Origin of the sequence: Brevibacillus migulae, assembly GCF_004521915.1 — a bacterium.
GTDB lineage: Bacteria > Bacillota > Bacilli > Brevibacillales > Brevibacillaceae > Brevibacillus_F > Brevibacillus_F migulae.
Window position 1 is genome coordinate 1 of the sequence record NZ_SDKD01000032.1, and the last position, 22,498, is coordinate 22,498.

A 22,498-nucleotide genomic window follows, 5' to 3' on the forward strand; every position below is an offset into this window, starting at 1 on the left:
ACTCTCACCCTAGAGATGACGCCCATGCTGGGCGTACATAATGTAAGGCTTCGCCGTGTGTCGGCGAAGCCTTTTCCAGTTCGTATGTCAGTGCAAAGCATCGGTTACCCGCTTATCTGCTCGCTTGCGTATTTCCCCCTGCTTTGCTGATTCCCATCGATTTCAGGCGACAGCGCCCAAAAATTACTTCACATCGTATCCTTGATCTTCAATCGCTTCCTTGATCGCTTCCAATGTCAATGCCGTTTCCTCGAATGCCACATCAACGGTTTTGCCCGCCAGATTGACTTTCCCCGACGCTCCCAGTTCCTTCAGTGCTCCTTCGATCGATACGACGCAGTGATTGCAGGACATTCCTTCTACTTGAAGAGTTACGTTTTTCATGAGTATTCGCTCCTTTAGCGTTGACTATTTTGTAAAGGATGATTTCCTTATCTGAATAATACTATACCCCCTATAGTATTCAAGTGGTTTTTGAAAATTTTTTATTCCTCTCCCCGGCTCCATTCAAAATGAAAACGGCAGCTCAAAACCGTATGTACCCGGTTCTGAACTGCCGCTGGTTTATTTGGTTGCAACTAGAAGAAATCGATGTTCCCTGCTCTGAATAAAACCATGCTGATCCACCAGTTTATGCCCCCCGGCTTCAGCACCCGGAATACCTTGCTTGCCGAGTATGCCTCATACCGATTGATCACGAGGTCAAGCCCTTCTCTTTCTCCGCACCTGATAGTACGTAACCGCCAAGGCCACCGCCAACACGATCCCTTTGACAATATCATAGGAGTAGTAAGGCAAATTGAGCATGGTCATCCCATTGAGCAGGACCCCGATCAGGATCGCCCCTACAAACGTGCCAAATACATTCGGTTTCCCCGCTCCGAATACGGAGAAGCCAACAAAAGCGGCGGCAACCGCGTCCATCAGCATGGATCCGCCGGCGCTTACCTGCCCCGTGCCGACCCGTGCCGCCAGCAGAATGCCCCCCAGCCCGGCAAACAGAGCGGAAAGCACATACGCCAGCGTCCGGTAACGGTCAACCGGAATTCCGGACAAGCGGGCCGCTTCCAGATTGCCCCCCGTCATATAGAGCATCCGTCCCTGTCTCGTATAGGTCAGATACACATGAGTGAGCGCCACGAGCAGGAAGGTCAAAACAACCGGCACCGGCACGGACAAGATTTCCCCCTGTCCCAGCCAGAGAAACCAATCCTGGAATTTCCCCGGCGCATTCGTTCCATCTTGCATCGGCATGTTGGCGTAAATGGAATACCCTTTGGAATAAGTGGTATGAATGCCGTTCACAATGTACAGCATCGCCAAGGTGGCCAGCATATCCATGATTCTGATTTTCACTGCCAAAAAGGCGTTCACCAAACCGACGATCAGACTGAGGACAATCGGCACTGCCAAGGTGACAAGAGGCCCTTGCTCGTACCAGACCATCATGGAAGCGGAAACGACGGTGGTCAAGGAAACCGTCGATCCGACAGACAGGTCAAAGCCCCCGACAATCAAGGAAAACGTGACACCTACCGCCACAAAGGTAACGATGGAGATCGAGCGTAAAATGTCCGTAATGTTGTCATACGTAAAAAAGTACGGATTGACGATGCTGAACAGCAGCACGACGATGGCAATCACCGCGACTGTTCCATATTTGTAGACGAGATCAAACAGGCTGAATGGTTTCGTGTTCGCTTCCACCTTACTCACCTCCGCTGGCATAATACATGATCAATTCCTGTGTCGCTTCCGCTCTCGTCAGCTCTTTGACGATTTTCCCTTCAAACATCACGAGAATGCGGTCAGCGATCCCGATCACTTCCGGAAACTCGCAGGAAAAATAAAGGATTCCTTTCTTTTCTGTAGCTAGCTTGCCGATCAGCCGATAAATATCGCTTTTCGCCCCGATATCGACCCCTTTGGTCGGCTCATCGAATAGAAAGATGCTGGCATCCGTACCCAGCCATTTTCCGATCGCCACTTTTTGCTGGTTTCCCCCGCTTAAAAAGCCGACCAACTGGCCGATATTCGCCGTCTTGACACCGAGCTTCTGCACCAGGTCCTTGGCATGCCCGGCCTCTAGCCCCTGTCTGACAAAGCCGAGTCCGGTCCATTTGGAGAGGGCCGCTACCGACAGATTGTTTTTCACCGATTCCTCTACAAAAATGCCTTCCTTGCGCCTTTCCTCCGGCACCAGCACAAGCCCTTTTTCGACCGCATCCCTGGGAGAGTCCAGCCGCAGCTTGCTTCCTTTCAGCCGCACTTCCCCTGCTTCCGCCGGGTCCGCACCAAACAACAATCGGGCCAGCTCTGTTTTTCCTGCCCCCACCAAGCCGACTACCCCGACGATTTCTCCCTCTCGTACCGTCAGATCGGCACCGCGCACTTTGCCCCCTTTGATCCCTCTCGCCTCCAGCAGCTTTTCCCCGATCGGTACGTCCACTTTGGGGAATTCCTCGGAAAAGCTTTTTCCGAGCATATGGGAAATCACTTCATCCATATTAGTGTCCGCGGTTGCTGTCGTAGCGACACGCTGACCATCCCGCATGATGGTGATGCGGTCGCAAAGCTGAAAGATCTCCGGCAGACGGTGCGAGATATAGATGATCCCGACACCCGCGTTTTTCAGCTGGGCGATGATTTCAAACAGCCGCTCGCTTTCCTTGTTGCTGAGCGGTGCCGTCGGTTCGTCGAAAATCACGTATTTCGCTTTTTGCACCGTGGCACGCGCGATCAGGATCAGCTGCTTTTCCGAGAGCGTGCATTCTTCCACCTTTTTATGCACCGGAATGGCAAATCCGAAGCTGCGCAAGATGTCCGCTGACTCGGCAAACAGGCGCTTCCAGCTGATCAAGCTGCTCGCATTTTTGTGTACCAGCTGATCCATGAGAATGTTTTCCGCTACGCTCAGATTGGGGATCAGCGCGGTGTCCACTTCCTGATAGACACATTGAATGCCGAGCGCTTTCGCATCCTGTGGTGTATGGATAGCCACCGGAGTGCCATCGATGGAAATGCTGCCGCCGTCCGCTTGATACGCACCGGTCAAAATCTTCATCAAGGTGCTTTTTCCTGCTCCGTTCGCTCCGAGCAAGGCGTGCACTTCCCCGGCCTTCACCTCGAAGTCCACTCCCTGTAGAGCGGGAACACCGGAAAACTGCTTGGTAATCCCCTGCATGTGCAAAGTAGACATCGCTACACCCCCTTAAGAAGGAACATTCCCGTTGATCACTCAACGGGAAGTGCCAATCATGCTATTAGTGCTTACTTGCCCCATTCTTTCACGTATTGAGAAAGATCGGACATCGTTACCTTTTTGTCCTTCGGCAGATCATCCTGGTTGACGAGTACCGGGTTCAGCTTGACGCTGTCAGGTACTTGCTCCCCTTTGATTTTCTTGAAGACCGTCTCCGCATGAACCCGACCGATATTGGATGGATCTACCGCAGCTGTCGCTTTCCAAGGGGAATCCGCGTCCTGCATCAATTGCAGGTCTTCATCGCTCAAGTCGATGCCGTATACTTTGATCTCGGTGCGGCCAGCTTGCTGGATGGCACGGGTAGCGCCTTTTGCGAATTCATCCCAGGATGCCCACACCGCTGTAATATCGCCTTTGTTCGGATATTTTTTCAAAATGGCTTCCATCTGCGTTTGTGTGTCCAACGCTGTATTATTGGATGCTGTGCCGAATGCAGCAATTTCTTTGACATCCGGATATTTTTTCAGAAACGCTTCATAGGTGATTTGGCGTTTTTCCATCGGCGCAAAGCCCGCGACCCAAATCTTCACGATATTGCCTTTGCCGCCGTTATCCGCTGCCAGCTTCTCCAAGCTCAGGTCGGCCAGTTTTTGGTCGTCCTGCTCGACGACCGGCACGCCGGGAAGCTTGATGTCAGTGTCAAATAGCACCAGCGGGATTTTTTTGCTCACTGCTTTTTCCGCGCCTTGCTGCAGCGCTTCCGCTGTACCGTGGTCGATCAGGATCCCGTCGAAATGCTGGTTTACCGCTGCATCCAGATTGGACGCCATCTTCGCCAGGTCTCCCTCGGCATTGAATACCGTGAGCTCCCCGCCGTTTTTCTCGACCTCCGCTTTTACGCCATTAATGTATTGAGCAGAAAACGTACCGACGTTTTGACGCATGACGAGTGCGATGCGCTTGGCATTTCCTTCCGCGCCTCCGGCAGCATTGTTGCCGCCTGCTCCACCGCATGCGGTCAAGACGGTGGAAAGTGCCAGAATAGCGAGGCAAGTCAGACGAAACTTCTTTTTCATGTTGGTTTCCCCCTTTTTCTTTTTCTCCAAAGAAGAGGGCGTGGTATCAGCCAGCAAAAAAGCCTCTTTCATCAGATGAAAGAGGCTTAAATCAGCGATTCCCGCCTCTTATCTGTCAGGTAGCATCTACCTGGTGGAGTTAGCACCTTGGCTCGCGAAAGTTTTCCTCTCACGTGCTAGGTTGCCGGGCTTCATAGGGCCATTCCCTCAGCCTTCTCTGGATAAGAGTAATTCATATTTTCAAAACGTTTGGATTTGTATATACAGAATATAATGGCTTAAAACCAATCTGTCAACTTGGTTTTTACGTTTTCTTTCCTTGCCGATATCTCAACTTAATAGGATAAAAATACCCGTGCTAAAGCAAAGCGCCGCGACCAATGCATTCCCCGCTTGGAACCCTCTTCCTCCGCTCTCTTGGTTGACCAGGTAACCAGCGAATAGAACACAGCATCCTACAATGATGATCAAGCTTCCGATTAACCATTTCATTGTCATATCCACCATCTGCTTGAGACATTCTATCCTTGTTTTCTCATACAGCCAATGTAAAATCTGTATTCTCTTTTTTGTCAGCCGAACATTTTGGAAACATCTTACATATTTCGACTTCGACTTACAAAAAATCCCCATTGCGCTACGCATGATTCCGTGAACGCAGAGGGACAAGATCATCCATGAGCCCAAACGAAAAAGAACGCCCGTGAGCGTTCCCTTCTTTTACATGTTATAGGTTTACCAACCTGGATCATTGATATGTTCAATTACAGGAGCTGCTTTTGCTGTAGAAATACTCATCGGAAAAACAAAAACTAATGAAGCAATCATGAAAACCAAAACGGAACGTTTCATAATACCCCTCCATTTACCTTATTTTTCCTTACTTAGAATATTATACACTTTTTGCAACTTTTTTAAAACTTCCAGATTCATATTTTCATCATTTTTTATAAAATGGCTTACGATGTGATTGATCGTCTCATAGCCTTTTTCATGCTCATTTACTTTGCCGTATTCCAATGCGCTGTGGAGGTAAAAGTTGATGGCATCGTCGTATTGGCCTTTGCGCAGATAATAGTCGCCCTTTTGCTTGATAAAGCGCGCCATCTCTGTTTTTTTATACGGTGTTCGCAAGGGAACCTTTTTGATTCTTTCTTCATGCCGCAGCAGCACTTCAATCTCGGCAAGGCGGTCTCTTTGCAAGTACAGCTCGAGCAAGAGATTGGCAACATGCAGGATCGTATTGTCGCCGGCACTTTCAACGAAATGCTCCAGCTGGTCAATCGCTGTATCCAAGTCCCCTTTTTTTCCAGTGAGGACGGCTTGCATGAGCTTGACCTCCTCTTGGACGTGCGGCAAGGAGTACCTGCTGCAAATATTCAAGTAATATTCGGTAGACTCATAGTCGCCCAAATAATAATAGCAATTGTAGATCGCGATCGTCGCGTCCACTTTCAGTTTGCTTTCTGTCAGATCCTCTTCCACGACGTTTTTACACAAGTTGATGCAATCTTCAAACAGGCGAAGGTTGTAAGCATGTACACCCAGCTTATAGTACATCAGGATCCGCTCATCTACAGGCAAAAAGTGGGCATAATTCACGATTTCCTTGCCATTTTGATACGTCTGTGACAACTTCGAAAAATCATCGCGTTCGATCAGATACCTTTGCAGCAAGCCCCTGGCGATATACTGCGGGATGCCGCGGTCACGCGCATATTTGGTAATCGTATTGTAGAGAAGCAATTGAAACTGCGTATTTTCCACATTCGTCGTAAAGTCATAGAGTCGTTCCAGGAGTGAATAGGTGTCCTCGCGGGAAGAGACCAGAAACTTCGCCGCGACCTTGGAAGCGAGTGCCGCATCGGAAAATTGGATCGCTTCCAACAGCAAATCAAGTAGTACATCTACACGCTCTTCCACAGTGATATAGTGTTCCACAATTTCCTGATAGGGAATATCCAGCACATTTTTGATCGCTTTGATCGTATGCATTTCGGGGCGCTTGGTATCCCCTCTCTCGATTTTCGAGACGGCCCCTTTGCTGAGTCCGGACAAATTGGCCAGCTGCGTAATCGATAGATTTGCCCGTTCTCTGTATTTTCTGATTATATCGCCGATGGTTGTGTATAGAAGTACATTTACGCCGCCCTGCATAAGATCCACCTTCCACTAACATATCCATGCGCTTTCAAACCAATTATACTAATTCTAACATTTCATATCGAATGTTGTAAAATATTGGTTTTTGTGTCGGAGGTTATGCCATCGTCCTTTCGCACAGGAAAAATCCCCTCTACCAGAGTGTACCACTTATCCAGCAGATAAGGTTGTCCATATTCCGGTCTGAGGGGATTTTTTCCTCTTTTTTCGCTTATTCTTATTCTATCAATAAACGGTATAGGTTTGCCCGGTTTGTGCTCCTTCTACGCTCTTTCGATACGCTTGTGCCACTCGGTTTCCGGGAACGGGGACAAATCCGGGAAAAAACGGTTCATACTTGCTGAAGGATTCGGTCAACACAGTCGGACTGACGTTATTGATGCGGATCCCGCGCGGCATTTCAATCGCCGCTGCCTGAACAAAAGCTCTGACACCACCGCTGGCCATCGCCGCTGAGATGCCCCCGACGATGGGGTCATCCATGATAACCCCAGTCGTTAAGGTAAAGCTCCCCCTGTCATTGACAGCGTCCAATCCGAGCAGGACCAGATTGACTTGGCCTTTTAATTTGCTTTCAATGGCGATCTCGTTTTTTTCAGGCGTCAATTCCGCGAGCGGCCCAAAGTGCACGGCTCCCGGAGTGCTGATGACCGCATCAACCTTGCCCACGGAATCATACATGGCGGTAATGCTTGCAGGTGAGGTCAGATCGACGAATACATCCGAGCTGCTTCGGCCCGCTGCAATGATTTCATGCCGGGCTTCCAATTCCTTGCGAATAGCACTGCCGATTGTTCCATTCGCTCCAATCAACAAAATTCTCATCGGTTTCATAGCTCCTTTACATACGTCTACAGGGTATCTTTCCGCTTCGTTTATGAGAGGACTTAATGTCCGCTGTGATCGGTGCTTCCATTGTCTAGCGGCGCCGGGGTTCCATGGTCAGCAGGATGAGCCCCTTGGCTGCCCTGATCCCCTCCACTGCTGTGGCCTCCGTGCCCCTGCCCATTTTGTGCTTCGATCTCAATTAGATGATCGAGGTCGCCCTGCTGTTCAGCAGAGACCCTCGTTTGATCTCCCACAATATACAAGTGATTGTATGGCCCTTCCGTTGGTTCTTCCTTGTAAAGCGGCTTCAAGGTCGTGAGGTAATCGACGAGCGGCTTGGGAGCCTGCTCTCGCTCGGTCAGCAGCAGCGGAGCATGCTTTCCGCGATGAGCAAAGGAGGCAACCGGGATCGCTTCCTTCACGTTTTTTGCATCCGCCAGCACCAACCCGTGCCCGGCTGTGGTAATTCCCCAGCCAAAACCGGTTTGCGGATCTTTATATGCTGCAAAGGCGATCGCATTGGCAACCGGGTCGTTTCCTGCAATCCGCACCACTTTGCCATACGACTGCAGTTCTTTTTCCACAGAACGATCGATGACGGATTCAGGCCCAAGCAGATAGATGGTCGCTTTGCCATTTCGTTTTTTCAAGGAATCTGCGGTTGCTTGCGGTACACTGCCCTTTGTCACATAGAGGAGCGGCTCCGGCATATGAGAAATCCAATTCCCCGCCGGTACCGCGTACTCCGGTGCTTCAGAGGTAGAAACCACGACGGAGGCGGGAAGGCTGCCGCTTGCTTCCGCATAGTACTGATCAATCGCTGCCGCCAGTTCTTCCGGCTTTTCTCCGCGTATTTCCTTGACTTTGAAATGACCTGAAAGTTCTTCGGCAACGCTCGCGTCCATGCCAATCGCGATCACTTGGGTACCGTCACTAGCCCCCTGGGGATGGAGCCGCATCAATTCATCCATCACTTCCTGCGATACCTTCCCTTTTTCCGTGACAAGGAGTGGGCCATCGCTCGGATGGTGGACGAGATCCAGCGCCACTAGCTGCGCCTGCCAGCTTTCCTTGGGTGCAAGGAGGACCACATTCGGCTTCGTGCCTGCTTTGGTAGCTGGCCAGATCATTTGTGCGGTGGAAATCGACAGGTCCTCCGCATCTTCCCCTTGGATTCGCGTTGTATTTTTGGTTGCTGCAAAAGACACCGCTTGCTCCGCTTTTTGCCCGGATGTCTGTCCAGCCTCCACGCTCGGATATTGTGCGGAGCACCCAGCAAACAATAGGCTCGCCGCTAATAATCCGGAACCTATCACGTATCTCCTGTTTGTGTTTTTCATCGTTCAATCGCTCCTTGCCGTTTTGTTTGATGTGGTTATATTACAATACCCCCGTATAGTATGTCAAATGCTCTGTTATATTTTTTATTTTTGTCAATGGAGGTACCCTATATCCAATCTGTTCCATTTGCAAAAAAAAACACCAAGCGAAAAATCGCCGATCGCGACTTTCCGTTTGGTGTTGGTCCTGCTTTTTATTCCGTGATATCCGCCCATTTAAAGTCTTGGAAGCTCAAGCTGTCGTGCAAGATGTCTTTTACCTTCGGATTTTGCACCCACATGTCGGTGTAATAATAGACAGGTGCTACCGGCATTGCATCCATGAAGATTTTTTCGGCTTCTGCCAACAGCTGCTTGCGTTTTGCCGGATCTTGTTCTTTTCCGGATTGGGTCAGCAAATCGGCAAACTTTTTGTCTTCCCAGAAGGTATTGTTGTTCCCGCCGTCTTTGTCTTTAAACATCTCCAGGAAGTTGATTGGATCATTGAAGTCGCCGGACCAACCCGCACGAGCGATCTGGAAGTTTCCTTGGTCACGGGTTTCGAGGAACACCTTCCACTCTTGGTTAACGATTTTCACGTCAACTCCCAGGTTGCGTTTCCACATGTCTTGTACGGCTTCTGCGATTTTCTTGTGTCCCTCGCTGGTGTTGTACATCAACGAGATTTCGGGCAGCTTCGTGATTCCCAGCTCTTTCATGCCTTCCGCCAGTAATTGCTTGGCTTGCTCTACGTCATTGTCCTTGAAATAATCACCGTCATGTACGGCCATCGTCGGAGGGATGAAGCCCATCGCCGGCAATTCTCCTGCCTGGGATACATTGTCGGTAATGGTTTTGCGATCGATCGCATAGGTGAAAGCTTTCCGGATTTTGACATTATTAAACGGCGCCTTTTCGGTGTTGAAGACATAGTAGTAGGTACCTGCCGTCGGTTTGATCTGCAGCGTGCCTGCCTCTTGGAGAGCCTTTACGGCATCAAGCGGTACGCCGCCCATCGGCTCGCCCACCAGATCCAGCTCACCATTTTCAAACATCGACAGCTCTGTGTTTTCATCCTCCACCATCGAAATCTCAATGGCGTCCAGCTTTACCGCGTCTTTATCCCAGTAGTTCTCGTTCTTTTTCATCACAAGCTTGGCTTTATGCTCCCAGGTTTCCAAGGCGAATGGCCCGTTTCCTACAAACGTAGCCGCTTCATTGGCCCAGTTCGGGTTGGATTCGACCAGTTTTTTGTTTACCGGGAAGTAGGTGTAGAAGCCCGTCAGCTCCAGGAAATAGGGAGTCGGGTTTTCCAGCGTTACCTCCAGCGTCTTATCATCAAGCGCTTTTACCCCTACCTGATCAAAGCCGACTTCACCGCTGTTTGCCTTCTCGGCGTTTTTGATGTAGAAAAGCTGGTAGGAATAATCGGAGGCGGTTTTCGGATCGAGCGCACGCTTCCAGGCAAATTCGAAGTCATGTGCGGTTACCGGATCGCCATTGCTCCATTTCGAGTCGCGCAAATGGAACGTATACTTCAAGCCGTCTGGAGAAATATCGATTTTTTCAGCTACGGACTCATGCGGCTTCTCATCCAATCCTGTGCGTGTCAGACCGTCGAATAAGGCCCGTGCGACGGTACCGCCTGTCGTGTCGGTAATGAGTGCCGGATCAAGGCTCGGTGGTTCCGCTGTAGAGTTGGTGCGCAGAACCTTTGGGCCGCTGGCTTTTTGTGCTTGCTGTTGATCCCCTGCAGCCGGTTGTGCTGCTTGCGGACCACAGCCGGCCAATACGGCGGACATGATGGTGGCGGTACTGAGCAGTGCAGCCAGTTTTTTGTTCATTCGATTAACCCCCTTGTTTGTTGTCTTTTTTGCGCACGGGACAGGCATGGCAGAAAAAGGTATGTCTCGTCCCGTTCACCAAATTTTCTATATTTTGCAACGATGTTTGCGCTAGTGTAGCAAGAGAAAATAAACTACTGGTAAATTTTCGATTATCAAAAATAAACATTATGTATAGGAAAATAAAGCCATTTTTACGGCTCCAGCTTCATCATCGCCCCAAACATTTGCGAAGCGGTGGTAAAGCAGATGTAAGCGCAGAGCTCCGCGATTTCTTGATCGTCAAACTCCTCTCGCAAGACTTGAAAGACTGTGTCATCGATGTTTTGATGATCCTGAAGCACGATCGTGGCAAAAGCCACGGCCAACGACTCTTTTGCATCCACATGGACGTCTGAAGGTTTTCCTTTCGCCATGCAATACTCGCACCCATTGCCAAAAGCCAGTGTGCGGCGGACCTGTTCTTTCAGCTCCGGACGAAGTCTTCCTGTGCTTTCAAAGGTTTCTCCCATTGCATTCCAGGATTTCAGAATCTCCGGATTATGCCCCAGCAGTTTTTGAAACGGAGTTGCCCCCATGCTTGAAAACGGAATACGCGCCATTTTAAATTCCTCCTCAAAAATTGTTTACCGGATGGTTATTTCTATGTTATTAATTATCCAAGCGTTTTCACATTTCGTTTGTAACCAAAACAGACACGCAGCATTTCATTTGTCATTCGTTTTCACATGGAGGATTACATATGGATACCATAGACGTGAGGATATTATCCGAGCTGCAAAAAGACAGTCGGCTGTCGATCCGAGAGCTTGCAAAAAGGATCAATCTCTCCGCACCGTCTGTTGCCGAGAGAGTAAGAAAGTTGGAGGATAAAGGAATTATTGAGGGGTATACGATTAAAATTAACCGCAAAAAAATGGGGTTTCCCATTGATTGCTTTGTCCTAATTACTACGCGAAATGGGGAACATGAGCGGATCCGGCAATTGGTCGCTGACGATCCGCGCGTAGAGCTCTGCTATCGGATTTCGGGTGATGCTTGCTTTATCGTGAAGCTTTCGGTGGAAACGTTGGATCAGATCGAAAGCTTTATTAACAAATTAACTCCATATGCGACAACCCGGACGCAGATCGCTTTTTCTCAAGTTCGGGTAGATGCCGATGTTGGCAGATTGATGTTTGATCAGAATTAAGCTTTGGTTATCTCTAGCGTTTTCCCGGAAGCATATCTTTTTCCCGGTTAAACCGATGTCAAAAGGAAAAGAGGAATCACAACTGGCTTATCGCCAAGCGGATTCCTCTTTTGCGGTTTAGCGTTTTTTCACCTGCACGGTGTTCGTAGCAGAAAACTCTCCATTTACAACGGTAATGGTCAGCACCGTTTTGTCCGGAGCATCCTCGCTTACCTCCAGCAAACCATCCTTGCTAATCGTAGCAAATTGATCATCATCGAGGGTATACGCCGTACCGGCACTCTCTTTGGTAATCTCTGTTTTGCTCTTGTCCGAATAAATCGCATACACTTTCAGCTGAAGTTTCTTTCCGGCCGTCACCGTTGTTTTGCTTGGTGACACGGCGATATTTTTCATCGAATGCACGATAACCGACATCTTCGTGGTACTCTTGCCGTTTTTCACGGTGACCGTTGCTTTTGTTCCATCTTTTGCATCAGGAGAGATGGTAAGTAAGCCGTCTTCACTGACCATCATCACTTCAGGCTTGCTCGATGTGTAAATAGTACCATCCTCACTAGCGCTCAAATCCACTTTGCGACCGCTGGCCAGGGTGCCTGTGACTTTGATTGGTTGGCTTGTCCCCGGTTCCAGCTTGACTGTTTTTTGCTCCAGGGTGATGATACGCACACCTGTTTCAGCTAGCATAAAGGTGGCGAGATTGTTTGTTTGGAATCGTACGACATCATTGATTTTGTCTGTGTTCACTGGCTTGCTCTTGCTGGATGTAAGCTGTTTCCATGATTTACGCTTAGCATCATAGGAGTATGGTGTCAGCGTTTTTGATTTCCCGTCGTACGGGATGCTGATCAGAATCTCCCCTTTGCGGAAGCTGCTGATCTCTTTTTCGCCAGCAAAGATGCGAAATGCGTATGCATCGCTTGCCTTAGCGTAATTGCTTGGTACTTTTGCCGCTTTGTTTGCTTCCACGATGAAGGCTACGTCATCGCCTTTGTATTCGGTAAAGAAAACCGTCGGCAGCTTCATGCTGGCTCCGTCCTCATTTTTCACAGTGACGACAAAACCTCTGTCAGCAAGCTGCTTCACAATCTCCTTCGTGAAGCTGACAGTTGGCTCTGCTGCCGTTACCGAAACAGGCGCTGCATGGGATTCCTCCGAGACTTGAAACAGCAAATGGCGCTCGAGATCGAACATGTCAGCCTTGTCATCCAGTCCATTGCTCCAACTGCTCACTACTGAATCGATTTGCTCCAAGCGGTCCTTAACATTGTCTACATCAGTGCTTTCTTCCACTTGAAGTACGTTTTTCGTCTCCAGCAATCGGTTCATTGCCTCGCCTAGCTTGGTCGCAATGTCTCCTTCTACTTGATCGCTGTCAAGCTTGCTAATGACTTGATTGATCAGGGTGTCAACGGTATCCTTCCCTTGTTCGAATATCCGTTCATCTTCCAGGTCAACGTGGTTGATCACCTTATTCAAGCCGGTCTCCAGAAATGTTTCGAGCATCTCGTTCAGCTCTTTCCCTGAAATAACGCCTTTTTCCCATTTCGTAACGAGAGGAACGAATACATCCGTAACTGTGTTCGATACCAGTTCCAGTTTGGTTGTATCTTGAACGTTACTTGGCTCTACCACATCGGATAGATGCTCCAGGGATTCCTCTACCTGTTCATGAATCCATTTTCCGTCCGTGGATTCCTGGATTGCTTCTTTCGCACGCTCATTCAAATTGTTTTGCTGTTCAGGAATCGTGATGGAATGGCCGGATGAAGGTACAGGTGCTGGTGCAGGTGCTGGTGCTGGTGAACTAGCAGCCTGGCGTGTGACAACAAGCTCGTAAGTACTAGTTGAGCCTCCCTGTGCCGTTACCACGAGAGCAATGTGATTATCCCCTGTCTGCAGATTCACTGCACTGGAAGAGCCGCTCGTCTTTGCAACGCCGTTTACGGTCATCGTGGCAGTCGGATCCAGCAAGCTGGCTGACAAGGTCAAGCTGCTTACATCGTGAGGAACGCTCAACGTGTAGGATTGGGTTCCCGGCTGGAATGCTGGGGCCAGTGTTCCTGAGTTAACCGTGAAGGCTGACAAGTCCGCCGATACGACATGTACGGTACGTGTAACTTCTGTCGCCGCATTCCCCGTCATATCCGTCACATTATAGTGCAGCGAATAGGTTCCCGGATGACTCGAATCTACAGAACCACTCACGGCCACTTGATTCGTCAAGTCCAGATCCACGTCGTCGTAAGCCGTAAATCCTGGCTCCGTATATGGTTGACCGACCAATAGGTAAACTGCTTGATCTCCATTCAGTGTTATGCCGGGCTTACTGGCATCCTGTACATCAAATTCCGCTTGGGCAGTAACCGTCTGGAACGCCGGCGATCCATTCGTCGTCCCATTATCTTCTATGGTGTAGGTAAAAGACGCCCTCCCTTGGAACGATGGATCCGGGATAAACTCGACCTGCCCGTTTGCAATGCTGACTGTACCTCCCGTCGGATTGTTGACCGCTGTCACCGTCAGCGTTTGGCTGATCTCGTCCAGTGGCCCTGGTTGATCATTTGTTGTCAGTGCTGAAAAAGGAATGGCTACGAGCGGAACTCCTTTATTCACGGACTGCAGTGTGTCATTTTGTGCGGTCGGTGCATCATTCACCTCAGTGACGGTGATCGTTGCTGGTACGGAGACACTTAATAAGGAGCCGGTTGTGCCTGGAGCAGCTTGCACGTCGAAGCCAAAACCGGTCGTACCATTGGCGTTTTGGGTTGGCATGAATTTCAATCCATTGCCCCCTTCGCTTACCGTGATGAAACTTCCCTCATTCACTGGTGTTGTTCCATCATTATGGTACAGTCTTCCGCCTGTGATGTTGCTGATTTTGTAATGCGTTGTAGTCGAGCCGCCGACTGATCTCGGTGTAATCACAAGCCCCTGCATGCTCAGCGTATCTTCTGCGGTAGCGGCATTTGCAACAAGCGGCTCATCAGCCGGAGCATCGATATTGAACGATACGGTCCCCTGAGCTGTCTTAAGGCTGGAAGCTCCATTCGTTGTTCCATTGTCTTCGACGATGTATTCAAAAGATGCCGCTCCCCGATAGTTCGAGGCAGGGGTAAAGATGACATTTGCGCCATCGATGCGAACGGTTCCGCCCGTTGGATTGTTGACTGCTTGGATGTGTAAAGTCTGGCTGTTTTCATTCGCCGGACCGGCTGTATCGTTGCCAAGCAGCGTTGAAATCGGGATGATCCGATCACCTGAATTTTCCCCAATCGAATCAAGTGGATCATTGCCTGCCTGCGGTTGATCGTTTACTTCTGAAACGGTAATCTCGACTGGTACAGCCGTGCTCAGTCCGGTGCCATTTGCATCCTTTGCTGCCTTCACCGTAAAGCCGAATGTATCTCCGGCTGATGAATTGGCTTCCTGATTGGGCTTGAATTTTAATCCAGCGTCCCCTTGGTTATAGGTGATATACGAACCCTCTGGTATTTCTGTTGTTTCATCGTTTTGATATAGTTTGCCCCCATGGATGCCGGTGATCTGAAAGTGTGTAACCGTACCTATGTCTGCTGCACTTGGCTGAATTCTCAGACCATCCCAGTTGACATCGTCTTCCTGGATCGGCGTAGTAATGGATGTAACTTGCGGCGGATCCGCTTGGTATTCAAAAACGATTCTCGGATATTTTATAGGATCGTCATTGGAAGAATAACCAAAGTAGGCTGGAATGGACACATTACCGAGCAGCACAAGCGTTATTTTTTGAGGGGCGAGGAGCAATTGGTCACGAACGTAATCAGTAACGTCAAATTCAACCCAATCTCCAGCCGCTAGTATAGGGGCATTCACCAGAATAGGTGGATCATTGCTATTCAGCGGGAAATCCAACTCTCCATCACTGTCCGTGTCACTCCATTCGCCATAACTGGAGCCGTAAATGTTGACTTGAGGCTTAACTGATTGGTCTGTCACATTCGTAATATAAATCCGAAGCCTTGCTTTCACAAAATTTGAAGGAATCCCGTCCTCTAAATTGAATTGCAAAGCTGATCTTTGAAAACCGAATCCTCCCAATTCACTATCAAGTCCAACATAATTTTCCGTACTGTCTAGAAGCACTCCGTAATCGTCCCAAGTGCCATCCTGAACGGGTTGTAACGGTTGAGGAAGAGTAAGCGCACTAACTTGGCCCCCATAAAAGACTTGCGAGGACATAAGCACCAAAGCTGTTGCTGTGATCATCTGTAGATTTTTCTTCATGGTGCACACCTTTCTTGTCATCGTCCCTTTTTTACCTCCCCGCAAGCAGAACAATCGTCCTATCTCGGCAGCGGAATGATCAATTGGAACCTAGTTGTCATATACCTTTACCCGTAAATCCGCATCGTTAACCCACTAAATCAACAAAAAAGAGGCTGACCCGTAAGCAAAAATGCTGCTTATGGTTCAGCCTTCTTTTTTTCTTGAGTTTCTACATGAGGCTATCTTTATGGGGTATGAACTCCGATGGGTGTCAATGTGTTAGTCGGATACTCATCCCATTCGCCTACTTGGTTAAAGCTTTGCGAACCTGTATAGATACCCTTTTTCCGAACGATCGTCCCCATGCTTGGCAAAATCGGAGAACGGTTATTTGGATCTGGATCCCCAAGAACATCAATGACCTGGCCATTCTTTTTCAATACGAACGCAGTGACAAAACCATTCATGCTCATATCAATTTCATCATTGTAATACCATGCACTCGTAACATCAAAAAAGTCGTAGAAAATCGAATCGATGGCAATGTACGGCATATCCGGATTTACAGGAAAAATCGTCTGCGTCCATACTTTCATCTCATTGGTGGTAGTCAAATACTTATGCACTTCCAGCACATAATCCGATGCCTTTAGATCAGTACCATCGCCTTTGTAGTACAGTTGGAGCACATTGCTGCCGCCTGTGCCATCGACGTAGTCAGAGAAGAACAATTGCCGTTCTCCTTGACCTTCGACGATGACGGTTACATGAGCGGCCGTGTCATCGCTTGCCAGAATCCAAAAACCATCACTGCTCACGCCTGTGGGCATCATTACCAGATTGCTGCCGTTTAAGCTTCCTCCCGGTGCATGGTTATGAATAGTCAAGGAGTTCAATACACTTGCTGGGAAGTACTTACTCAAATTCAATTGAAGCTGCTGCACCCCCGCTTTTGTCCTGAGCGAGACTTCTCCATTTTGAACAAGCTGGACGCTGCGAACGGTAAAGGAAGTGCTTTTCGTCCCGCCTTTTCCATCTTCAGCCTTTACTGTAACTGTAGCCGTTCCCTTTGAAACAGGCGTGATACTTAATACATTGTTAGTTAGCGTAGTCTGTACGATATTTTCTACATCCGTCGATACCTGGTACTGCAAAGGATCACCATCCGGATCTTGGAAAATGGTAGATAGATCCATTTGCGGATAAGGCATCAAACCCGCAATCATCATTTGATCAGCAATGGTCGACACAGTGAGAGGATCCCGATTGGCCAGTTTGCGCACCGTTACCGTGAACACTTTTGTCGCCGTAGACGTTCCTTTCGTTAGCGTCGCCGTCAGCGTTACCACAGTATCTTCGCCCGAAACTTGCGGACGGGTTACTTCGCCATTTGCACCAAGCACCGCTGGGAGATCAGAGCTCCATGTGATGGTTGATCCATGCGAGCCAGATGTCGCAAGGACCAGCGGCCCCGTTACATTTTGCTCGTCGTCCCCTGCTGAGTAGCCGATCGACAGCGCTTCGCGATCAAGAGCGACTGCATCTTCTTCAACCGATACTTTCACGGTTGTCGTCGCGATTCCCCCATGGCCATCAGCTGCAACGATGGTGAAGCTGTCTGTTCCCACGTATCCTTGCTCCGGGGTATACGTCCATGTTCCATCGGCATTCACCATCACACTCCCATGGATTGGGGACGCTCCACTTTGATAGGTGAGTATATCTCCTTCTGGATCCGCAGCCACAACAGCACCGGTTACTGCTGTATTTTGCAGCGTGTTGGTTGCGTATTCTGCCTGAATGGTTGGCGCCTGATTGGCCACAGCCGTAACTGACTGCACGGTTGTATAGGTCACTGCCAATCCAGTTCTCGTTCCTGAGCTTGCTAATGGCATGACTTCAAAGGTGATGAATTTTCCGACGTCTTCCTGTTTCAGCGTGTAGGTTTTTTTCGTAGCACCCGTAATCAAGGTTTTATCTAGACCGATTGCCAAATTGCCTCGATACCATTTGAAGATGGAAACCCTCTCCGGATCGTTTTCTGCGTCCACGTAGGTATAGGTTCCCGTCAGCGTTTCGCCGATCAGGTAACTGCCGCTAATGCTCACTTGGGTAGCAGCGGGCGCTTGATTCACGGCTGGCGCAGGTGTTGGTGCCGGTTCGATGGTATTCGGATTGTTGTTGTTTGTATACGTAACAGATGGGATATTCATCTCATTTTTTACCGTAATCGTGCTGTTATCGATGACCAGACTGTCTACTTTTCCATTCCCTTCAATCTGGAGATTTGCCTCTGTGCGAATTACAGCGATACTGCTGTTTTTCGTAGTCTCTATGGTCGATCCCGCAGCAGACTCGCCAACCTGGACACTTGGAAGCGACGTATCCACCAGCACGCGGGATGGGGAGGAAATTTCAACCGCACTGTCTCCAAAGGCAGCCCCCTCCAGTTGGATGGCTGATGCGGTGGAATCCGCAGATATGTTCACCTTGGGTATATCAACCGAGTCTTCCGCTACAATGCGGGCGCCATTCTCATCGGTAATCGTCAGTTCATCCGCTTCTACCCCGTCCAAATGCAGGCTGTTGGATGCCACGTCTTTTACGAGAATGTCCCCGGTTACCTCCACATTCGATAAAGTGACGGTTCCCCCATTGTTGATGACTAAATCGCCGGACACCTTTGTGTTTTTCAAGGTGACATCCGTCTCATTCCCGTTGATCGTCACCTTGCCGATCGTTTCATACAGTCCCGTTTTCGGTCCGTATGTGCCACTTTTCGTGATGACCGTCGGGAATAATTGTTTTCCAACCACTTTCACCTGGTAGGTTGCTGATTTTCCTTTTACCGTTGCCTTGATGTGGGTAGAACCAGCCTTTCTCGCGGACACTTTTCCCGAAGAGGAGACGAGCGCAACCTGCCTGTCTTCACTTCGCCAGCTTACTGTGTTTCCTGTCACAATCCGGCCATCACCATCTTTCGCAATGGCCAGCAAGGTAACTTCGCGATCCGCTTTCCCGTATGACTGGATTTCCTGATCGCCTGAGCTATTCACAATCTCGACGGTCTCCACAGCCGCATTTTTCTTTGCGAATGTGATCGATTGTTGAAACTCCTCTGACTTTTTGTAGGCTCCTTCAATCATGATTTCTTGTTCATTCCCCGTGGATTGAAAAGGCTTGAAGAAGAGAAAAGCCGTTGCGGTTGCTTCATCCCATATCAATTTGTACATGGTCAGTTTCTTTTTTTGGGAATCTCGCGTGTAGCTAAGAGCAAAATCAGTGCTTTTCGGAGCGGTTTTTGGGACGGAGCTAAATTGAATCGAGAGCAGACCGTTTGTAACCGAAATGGAGCCTAGATTGGAAATCTCCTTTGAGGATACTTGTCCCCCCTCGGCCCATGCCAAAGCCGGTGAGACCGGAGAAATGACTAGAAGGCAAGATAGCATTGCTTGTAACGCTGGTGAATGCCGTTTCATGATGTAGGGTCTCCTTTGCTTGTGTAAGCTGATATCTTGCTCTTTCCCTGTAATGACACGCTGTAAACCCTTCGATCACTCATCCCCCATTTTTGGACGCAAAAAAACACCATTCCATTTTTGAATGGTGTCAGTCGATCGATGTGTGAATATGTACATTTACAAGTTAAGCCTTGTAAGCAGGCGGTACACGCAGCCATTCATGCTTCTCCAGATACCGCTTTACAATTAATCCATGCATCGTTTTGCGCATCAAGATCTTGGAGAATTGCAATCCTACATCAGCCCGGATGGATTCGGATAAACCTCTGGCGGCATATGCAACCCCTAACGCCAAATTATAAGAGAGCAGATTCGCCATTTCTTCGTCTGTTAATTTCGCTCCCACCGGTATGTCCCGATAATCGCCTAACGGTTTCTCCGGAGTCGTTGGAGGCATCGGAATCCCTTCTGCGGACAAAAGCTGTTTGATCTCTTCGCGAATCGGGATGTGGACCTCTTCCTTTACATTCTTGATGATTTGCTTCAATTCCGGATCTTGGGCGAGATTGAATCCGATTTCCTCATTGCGCATCGTCGTTTCTGTCCCCAACAGGAAAAACCACAAATTGGAGACCTCCAGCACATTCAAAGGCCTCTTCTCACCATCCATAAACGGTTCAAACGTGTCGTATATGAGTTTAAATACATTCATCTGTTTTCAACCCCACCTACACTCCCTGATGTTATCGCAACCATATTTTTCCCAAATAGGCAGCAAATCATGCTAATTAAAGTATTTATTTGCCAGCTTCTCCGCTGTCCGGGTTGCCAGCGCTTGTGTTGTCAGTGTAGGATTGGGACCGCCCAGCGCATTGAAAAGAACGCTGTTATCGGCGATGTACAAACGTTTGACCTGATAGGCTTCACAACAGTCATCCACGACAAAACCCATGCGCATCGTACTCATAATGTGAAACATCATCCCGATTGGCCAATTGGACCAGGCGATCGTTTTGGCTCCTGCTTTTTGCAAGATCTCCGCTGCGATTTTCACCATTTGTCTGCGAATGTTTGCGGATCGGGCAGTCGGAGAATATTGGATGACTGGTACTGGCCCATGCTCATCCCGTACGGTCGGATTGATCGTCACGCTGTTGCGTTGATCCACATCATCGTGGATGCTAATCAAAATGGTGAGTGTTTTCCGGTAATTTGCCATGATCTCCTTTAATAGAGGACCTGACAGAATACCCTGTACGTCCCATGGGTCGTGTCCCCTGGACGGGTGCAGAAATTCGTAACCGGACTCGCTGACTCCATAGGATAACATAGACAACAAACCTGGGCTCATCCCCACCGAGGTCAACATCCCTAGTCCCGGATAGTCGAGTCTTGCCGCTAAATTCTGCCCGACAAAGGGATTGATATCCGGGCTGCCCAGTATGGCCAGCAAATCCTTTTCGTCAAATACGCCGGAGATCCAGTCCATATAATGGTTCGTCAATCCTTTACCCACCCACGGATTTTGCGGCAGCTCAGAATTCAGCCACAACCGCGGCGTTTCGATGGTACCCGCCGCCATCACGACAACCTCAGCTCGCAGCTCCTCCACCTCACCTGTCCATGTATCCCGGATTTGCACACCGATGGCCCGCACCCCCTCGGACGGATGCGACTCCGTTACAATTTTGGTGGCAAAGGCATTGGGACGGATGGTGACATTGCCGGTTTGCAGTGCAAGGGGGACGTAACTGACATTCGTCGAGCGTTTGGCAATCTTATCGACGGAAGGGCCATGTGGACAACCGTTAATGCAGTGACCTGCCAGCGTGCAGCCCTCCATCCACGACAGCTGCTCCATGGGAACATGGGGATTCATCAGATGCTCATTCGGCGGCAAAATGGCGTTCGGATTGGGACGGTAACCAGGGCTCGTCACATTCAAGGTGGGAATCAGCCGCCAGCCTGCCTTTTTGGCCCCATAGTAAAACATTTCTTCCTTTGCCGTCGTGGGTGCAAAGGCGACGGGCAGCGTAGCCTCGACCTTTTCATAATAAGGGATCAGCTCTCGGTAGGTGATGGGCCAGATATGATCGATGGCGATGGGGTATGCTCTGGGAGAATTGCCCGTGTAATGCAGAGTGGTGCCTCCCACACCGGCTACCTGCATGACCGTCCCTTTTTGCATGATATTGCGAAACCAAGGAGACCGTTTGCGATCTGCTGGTCCCCACCGAAAGCGTCCTGCGATGAGATCATTCATGTTGTCTTCATATTCATTCAATGCCTTTTTATAGAGAACGATATCCAAATCCGCAAAATCTGAGCTGTAAGTGGCTCCCCGATGCACATTGGGATTCGGCCACTTCCTGTTTCCGTACCAAGGGCCTGCCTCCAACACCAGCACCTTGACGCCTCTCTCTCCCAGCTCCTTGGCGACAACCGCGCCCCCTCCGCCCGAACCGATCACAATGACGTCCGGGTTCATCATCGCTTTTGCTCTTCCTTTGGCGGAAATTCCAGCAGATACCCCCGCAGCGCACGATAGCCGAGCGAGCGGCCCGGGTAGCCCGTCTGTATCCAGCTGAGCGGAAAACATTCTACTTTCCTCTCATCTGGCGAGAAGAATCGGGTAGTTCCATACCCGCTCCATTCGGAATAGAAGCCGAACATCGCAAGCAGGTTGAACATCACCGTGACGTTTTCAACAAAGGCTGAGTTGTTTGTATACGGGGGAGGCAAGCTTTCTAGATCGATATCAAGCATGCTTAGCTTATCGACAGCCCGCAAGCGGTCACGTCGCGATAACGCGGAGAACGAACCGCCACCCGGAAATGCGTAAACGTCAAGAGGTTCCCGTGCTTCCCCGCTCTGGATCAATTGCACGGCTGCGGCATCCAGCAATTGCGCAGCACCCGTCGCAGGGGATGTGTCGAGCAAGGTTTGCCCAGCTAGCGGTGATACGGAAAAATTGAGCTCCTGTATGACAAATTCGTGTACTAGCAGTTCCAAAGCTCCGGCTGATTCCGCTCCGAACGTGACGCCTGTAGCGGTGAGGTCGGGAGTAGCGGGTATCAAGGCATCGACAAACGCTTGAAACGTAGCGCGTGTATACGCATCAATGTTTGCAGGATTCTCTCTAGATGAAGCCATCCGCCTCAC

Annotated in this window: 16 protein-coding genes and 1 riboswitch; of the genes, 1 reads left to right on the forward strand and 15 read right to left on the reverse strand. The window is 49.5% G+C overall.

From position 1 onward, the window contains the following. Positions 1–183 precede the first annotated feature (183 nt). The 10 genes from EIZ37_RS23480 to EIZ37_RS23520 form a co-directional block, all read right to left on the reverse strand. Positions 184–384: a copper ion binding protein gene (locus tag EIZ37_RS23480; protein ID WP_134687198.1), complete on the reverse strand. Its 201-nt coding sequence runs from the start codon at positions 382–384 to the stop codon at positions 184–186. Between the two features lie 318 nt (positions 385–702). Continuing rightward, positions 703–1,728 carry an ABC transporter permease gene (locus EIZ37_RS23485; protein ID WP_134687199.1) on the reverse strand — a complete coding sequence of 342 codons (1,026 nt, stop codon included), beginning with the start codon at positions 1,726–1,728 and terminating at the stop codon, positions 703–705. Then, entirely contained in the window at positions 1,709–3,199 is a 1,491-nt protein-coding gene (locus EIZ37_RS23490) for a sugar ABC transporter ATP-binding protein (RefSeq protein WP_134687200.1), read from the reverse strand. The genes EIZ37_RS23485 and EIZ37_RS23490 overlap by 20 nt, the downstream gene beginning before the upstream one ends. A gap of 71 nt (positions 3,200–3,270) precedes the next feature. Continuing rightward, positions 3,271–4,281, reverse strand: a complete 1,011-nt coding sequence (locus EIZ37_RS23495; protein WP_134687201.1) for a sugar ABC transporter substrate-binding protein — start codon at positions 4,279–4,281, stop codon at positions 3,271–3,273. A gap of 105 nt (positions 4,282–4,386) precedes the next feature. Continuing rightward, positions 4,387–4,509, reverse strand: a riboswitch (SAM riboswitch). A gap of 102 nt (positions 4,510–4,611) precedes the next feature. Then, on the reverse strand, positions 4,612–4,773 hold the full coding sequence (locus tag EIZ37_RS26160) for a hypothetical protein (protein ID WP_167569099.1): 162 nt from the start codon (positions 4,771–4,773) through the stop codon (positions 4,612–4,614). 378 nt (positions 4,774–5,151) lie between these two features. Then, positions 5,152–6,438 carry a helix-turn-helix domain-containing protein gene (locus EIZ37_RS23500; protein ID WP_134687202.1) on the reverse strand — a complete coding sequence of 429 codons (1,287 nt, stop codon included), beginning with the start codon at positions 6,436–6,438 and terminating at the stop codon, positions 5,152–5,154. Between the two features lie 231 nt (positions 6,439–6,669). Beyond that, on the reverse strand, positions 6,670–7,269 hold the full coding sequence (locus EIZ37_RS23505) for a short chain dehydrogenase (protein WP_134687203.1): 600 nt from the start codon (positions 7,267–7,269) through the stop codon (positions 6,670–6,672). A gap of 62 nt (positions 7,270–7,331) precedes the next feature. After that, a complete protein-coding gene (locus EIZ37_RS23510; RefSeq protein WP_134687204.1) occupies positions 7,332–8,612 on the reverse strand; it encodes a cell wall-binding repeat-containing protein in 1,281 nt (426 codons plus the stop codon). A 194-nt stretch (positions 8,613–8,806) separates the two neighbouring features. Continuing rightward, a complete protein-coding gene (locus EIZ37_RS23515; RefSeq protein WP_134687205.1) occupies positions 8,807–10,435 on the reverse strand; it encodes a peptide ABC transporter substrate-binding protein in 1,629 nt (542 codons plus the stop codon). A gap of 194 nt (positions 10,436–10,629) precedes the next feature. Then, on the reverse strand, positions 10,630–11,037 hold the full coding sequence (locus EIZ37_RS23520; RefSeq protein WP_134687206.1) for a carboxymuconolactone decarboxylase family protein: 408 nt from the start codon (positions 11,035–11,037) through the stop codon (positions 10,630–10,632). 140 nt (positions 11,038–11,177) lie between these two features. Between EIZ37_RS23520 and EIZ37_RS23525 the strand changes: the two genes are divergently transcribed. Continuing rightward, positions 11,178–11,627, forward strand: coding sequence for an Lrp/AsnC family transcriptional regulator (locus tag EIZ37_RS23525; protein ID WP_134687207.1), 450 nt, complete (start codon positions 11,178–11,180; stop codon positions 11,625–11,627). 117 nt (positions 11,628–11,744) lie between these two features. On the opposite strand, the gene EIZ37_RS23530 is transcribed toward EIZ37_RS23525, so the two are convergent. The 5 genes from EIZ37_RS23530 to EIZ37_RS23550 all read right to left on the reverse strand — a co-directional run bounded on the left by EIZ37_RS23530 (position 11,745) and on the right by EIZ37_RS23550 (position 22,489). Then, on the reverse strand, positions 11,745–15,893 hold the full coding sequence (locus EIZ37_RS23530) for an immunoglobulin-like domain-containing protein (RefSeq protein WP_167569100.1): 4,149 nt from the start codon (positions 15,891–15,893) through the stop codon (positions 11,745–11,747). A gap of 227 nt (positions 15,894–16,120) precedes the next feature. After that, positions 16,121–19,354, reverse strand: coding sequence for an Ig-like domain-containing protein (locus EIZ37_RS23535; protein WP_134687209.1), 3,234 nt, complete (start codon positions 19,352–19,354; stop codon positions 16,121–16,123). A gap of 166 nt (positions 19,355–19,520) precedes the next feature. Then, positions 19,521–20,048, reverse strand: coding sequence for a DUF3231 family protein (locus EIZ37_RS23540; RefSeq protein ID WP_134687210.1), 528 nt, complete (start codon positions 20,046–20,048; stop codon positions 19,521–19,523). 72 nt (positions 20,049–20,120) lie between these two features. Continuing rightward, positions 20,121–21,827: a GMC family oxidoreductase N-terminal domain-containing protein gene (locus tag EIZ37_RS23545; protein ID WP_134687211.1), complete on the reverse strand. Its 1,707-nt coding sequence runs from the start codon at positions 21,825–21,827 to the stop codon at positions 20,121–20,123. After that, the gene (locus EIZ37_RS23550; protein ID WP_134687212.1) at positions 21,824–22,489 is read right to left on the reverse strand and encodes a hypothetical protein; all 666 of its coding nucleotides are present in this window, start codon (positions 22,487–22,489) and stop codon (positions 21,824–21,826) included. Before EIZ37_RS23550 ends, EIZ37_RS23545 begins: the two co-directional genes overlap by 4 nt. Positions 22,490–22,498: the final 9 nt, after the last annotated feature.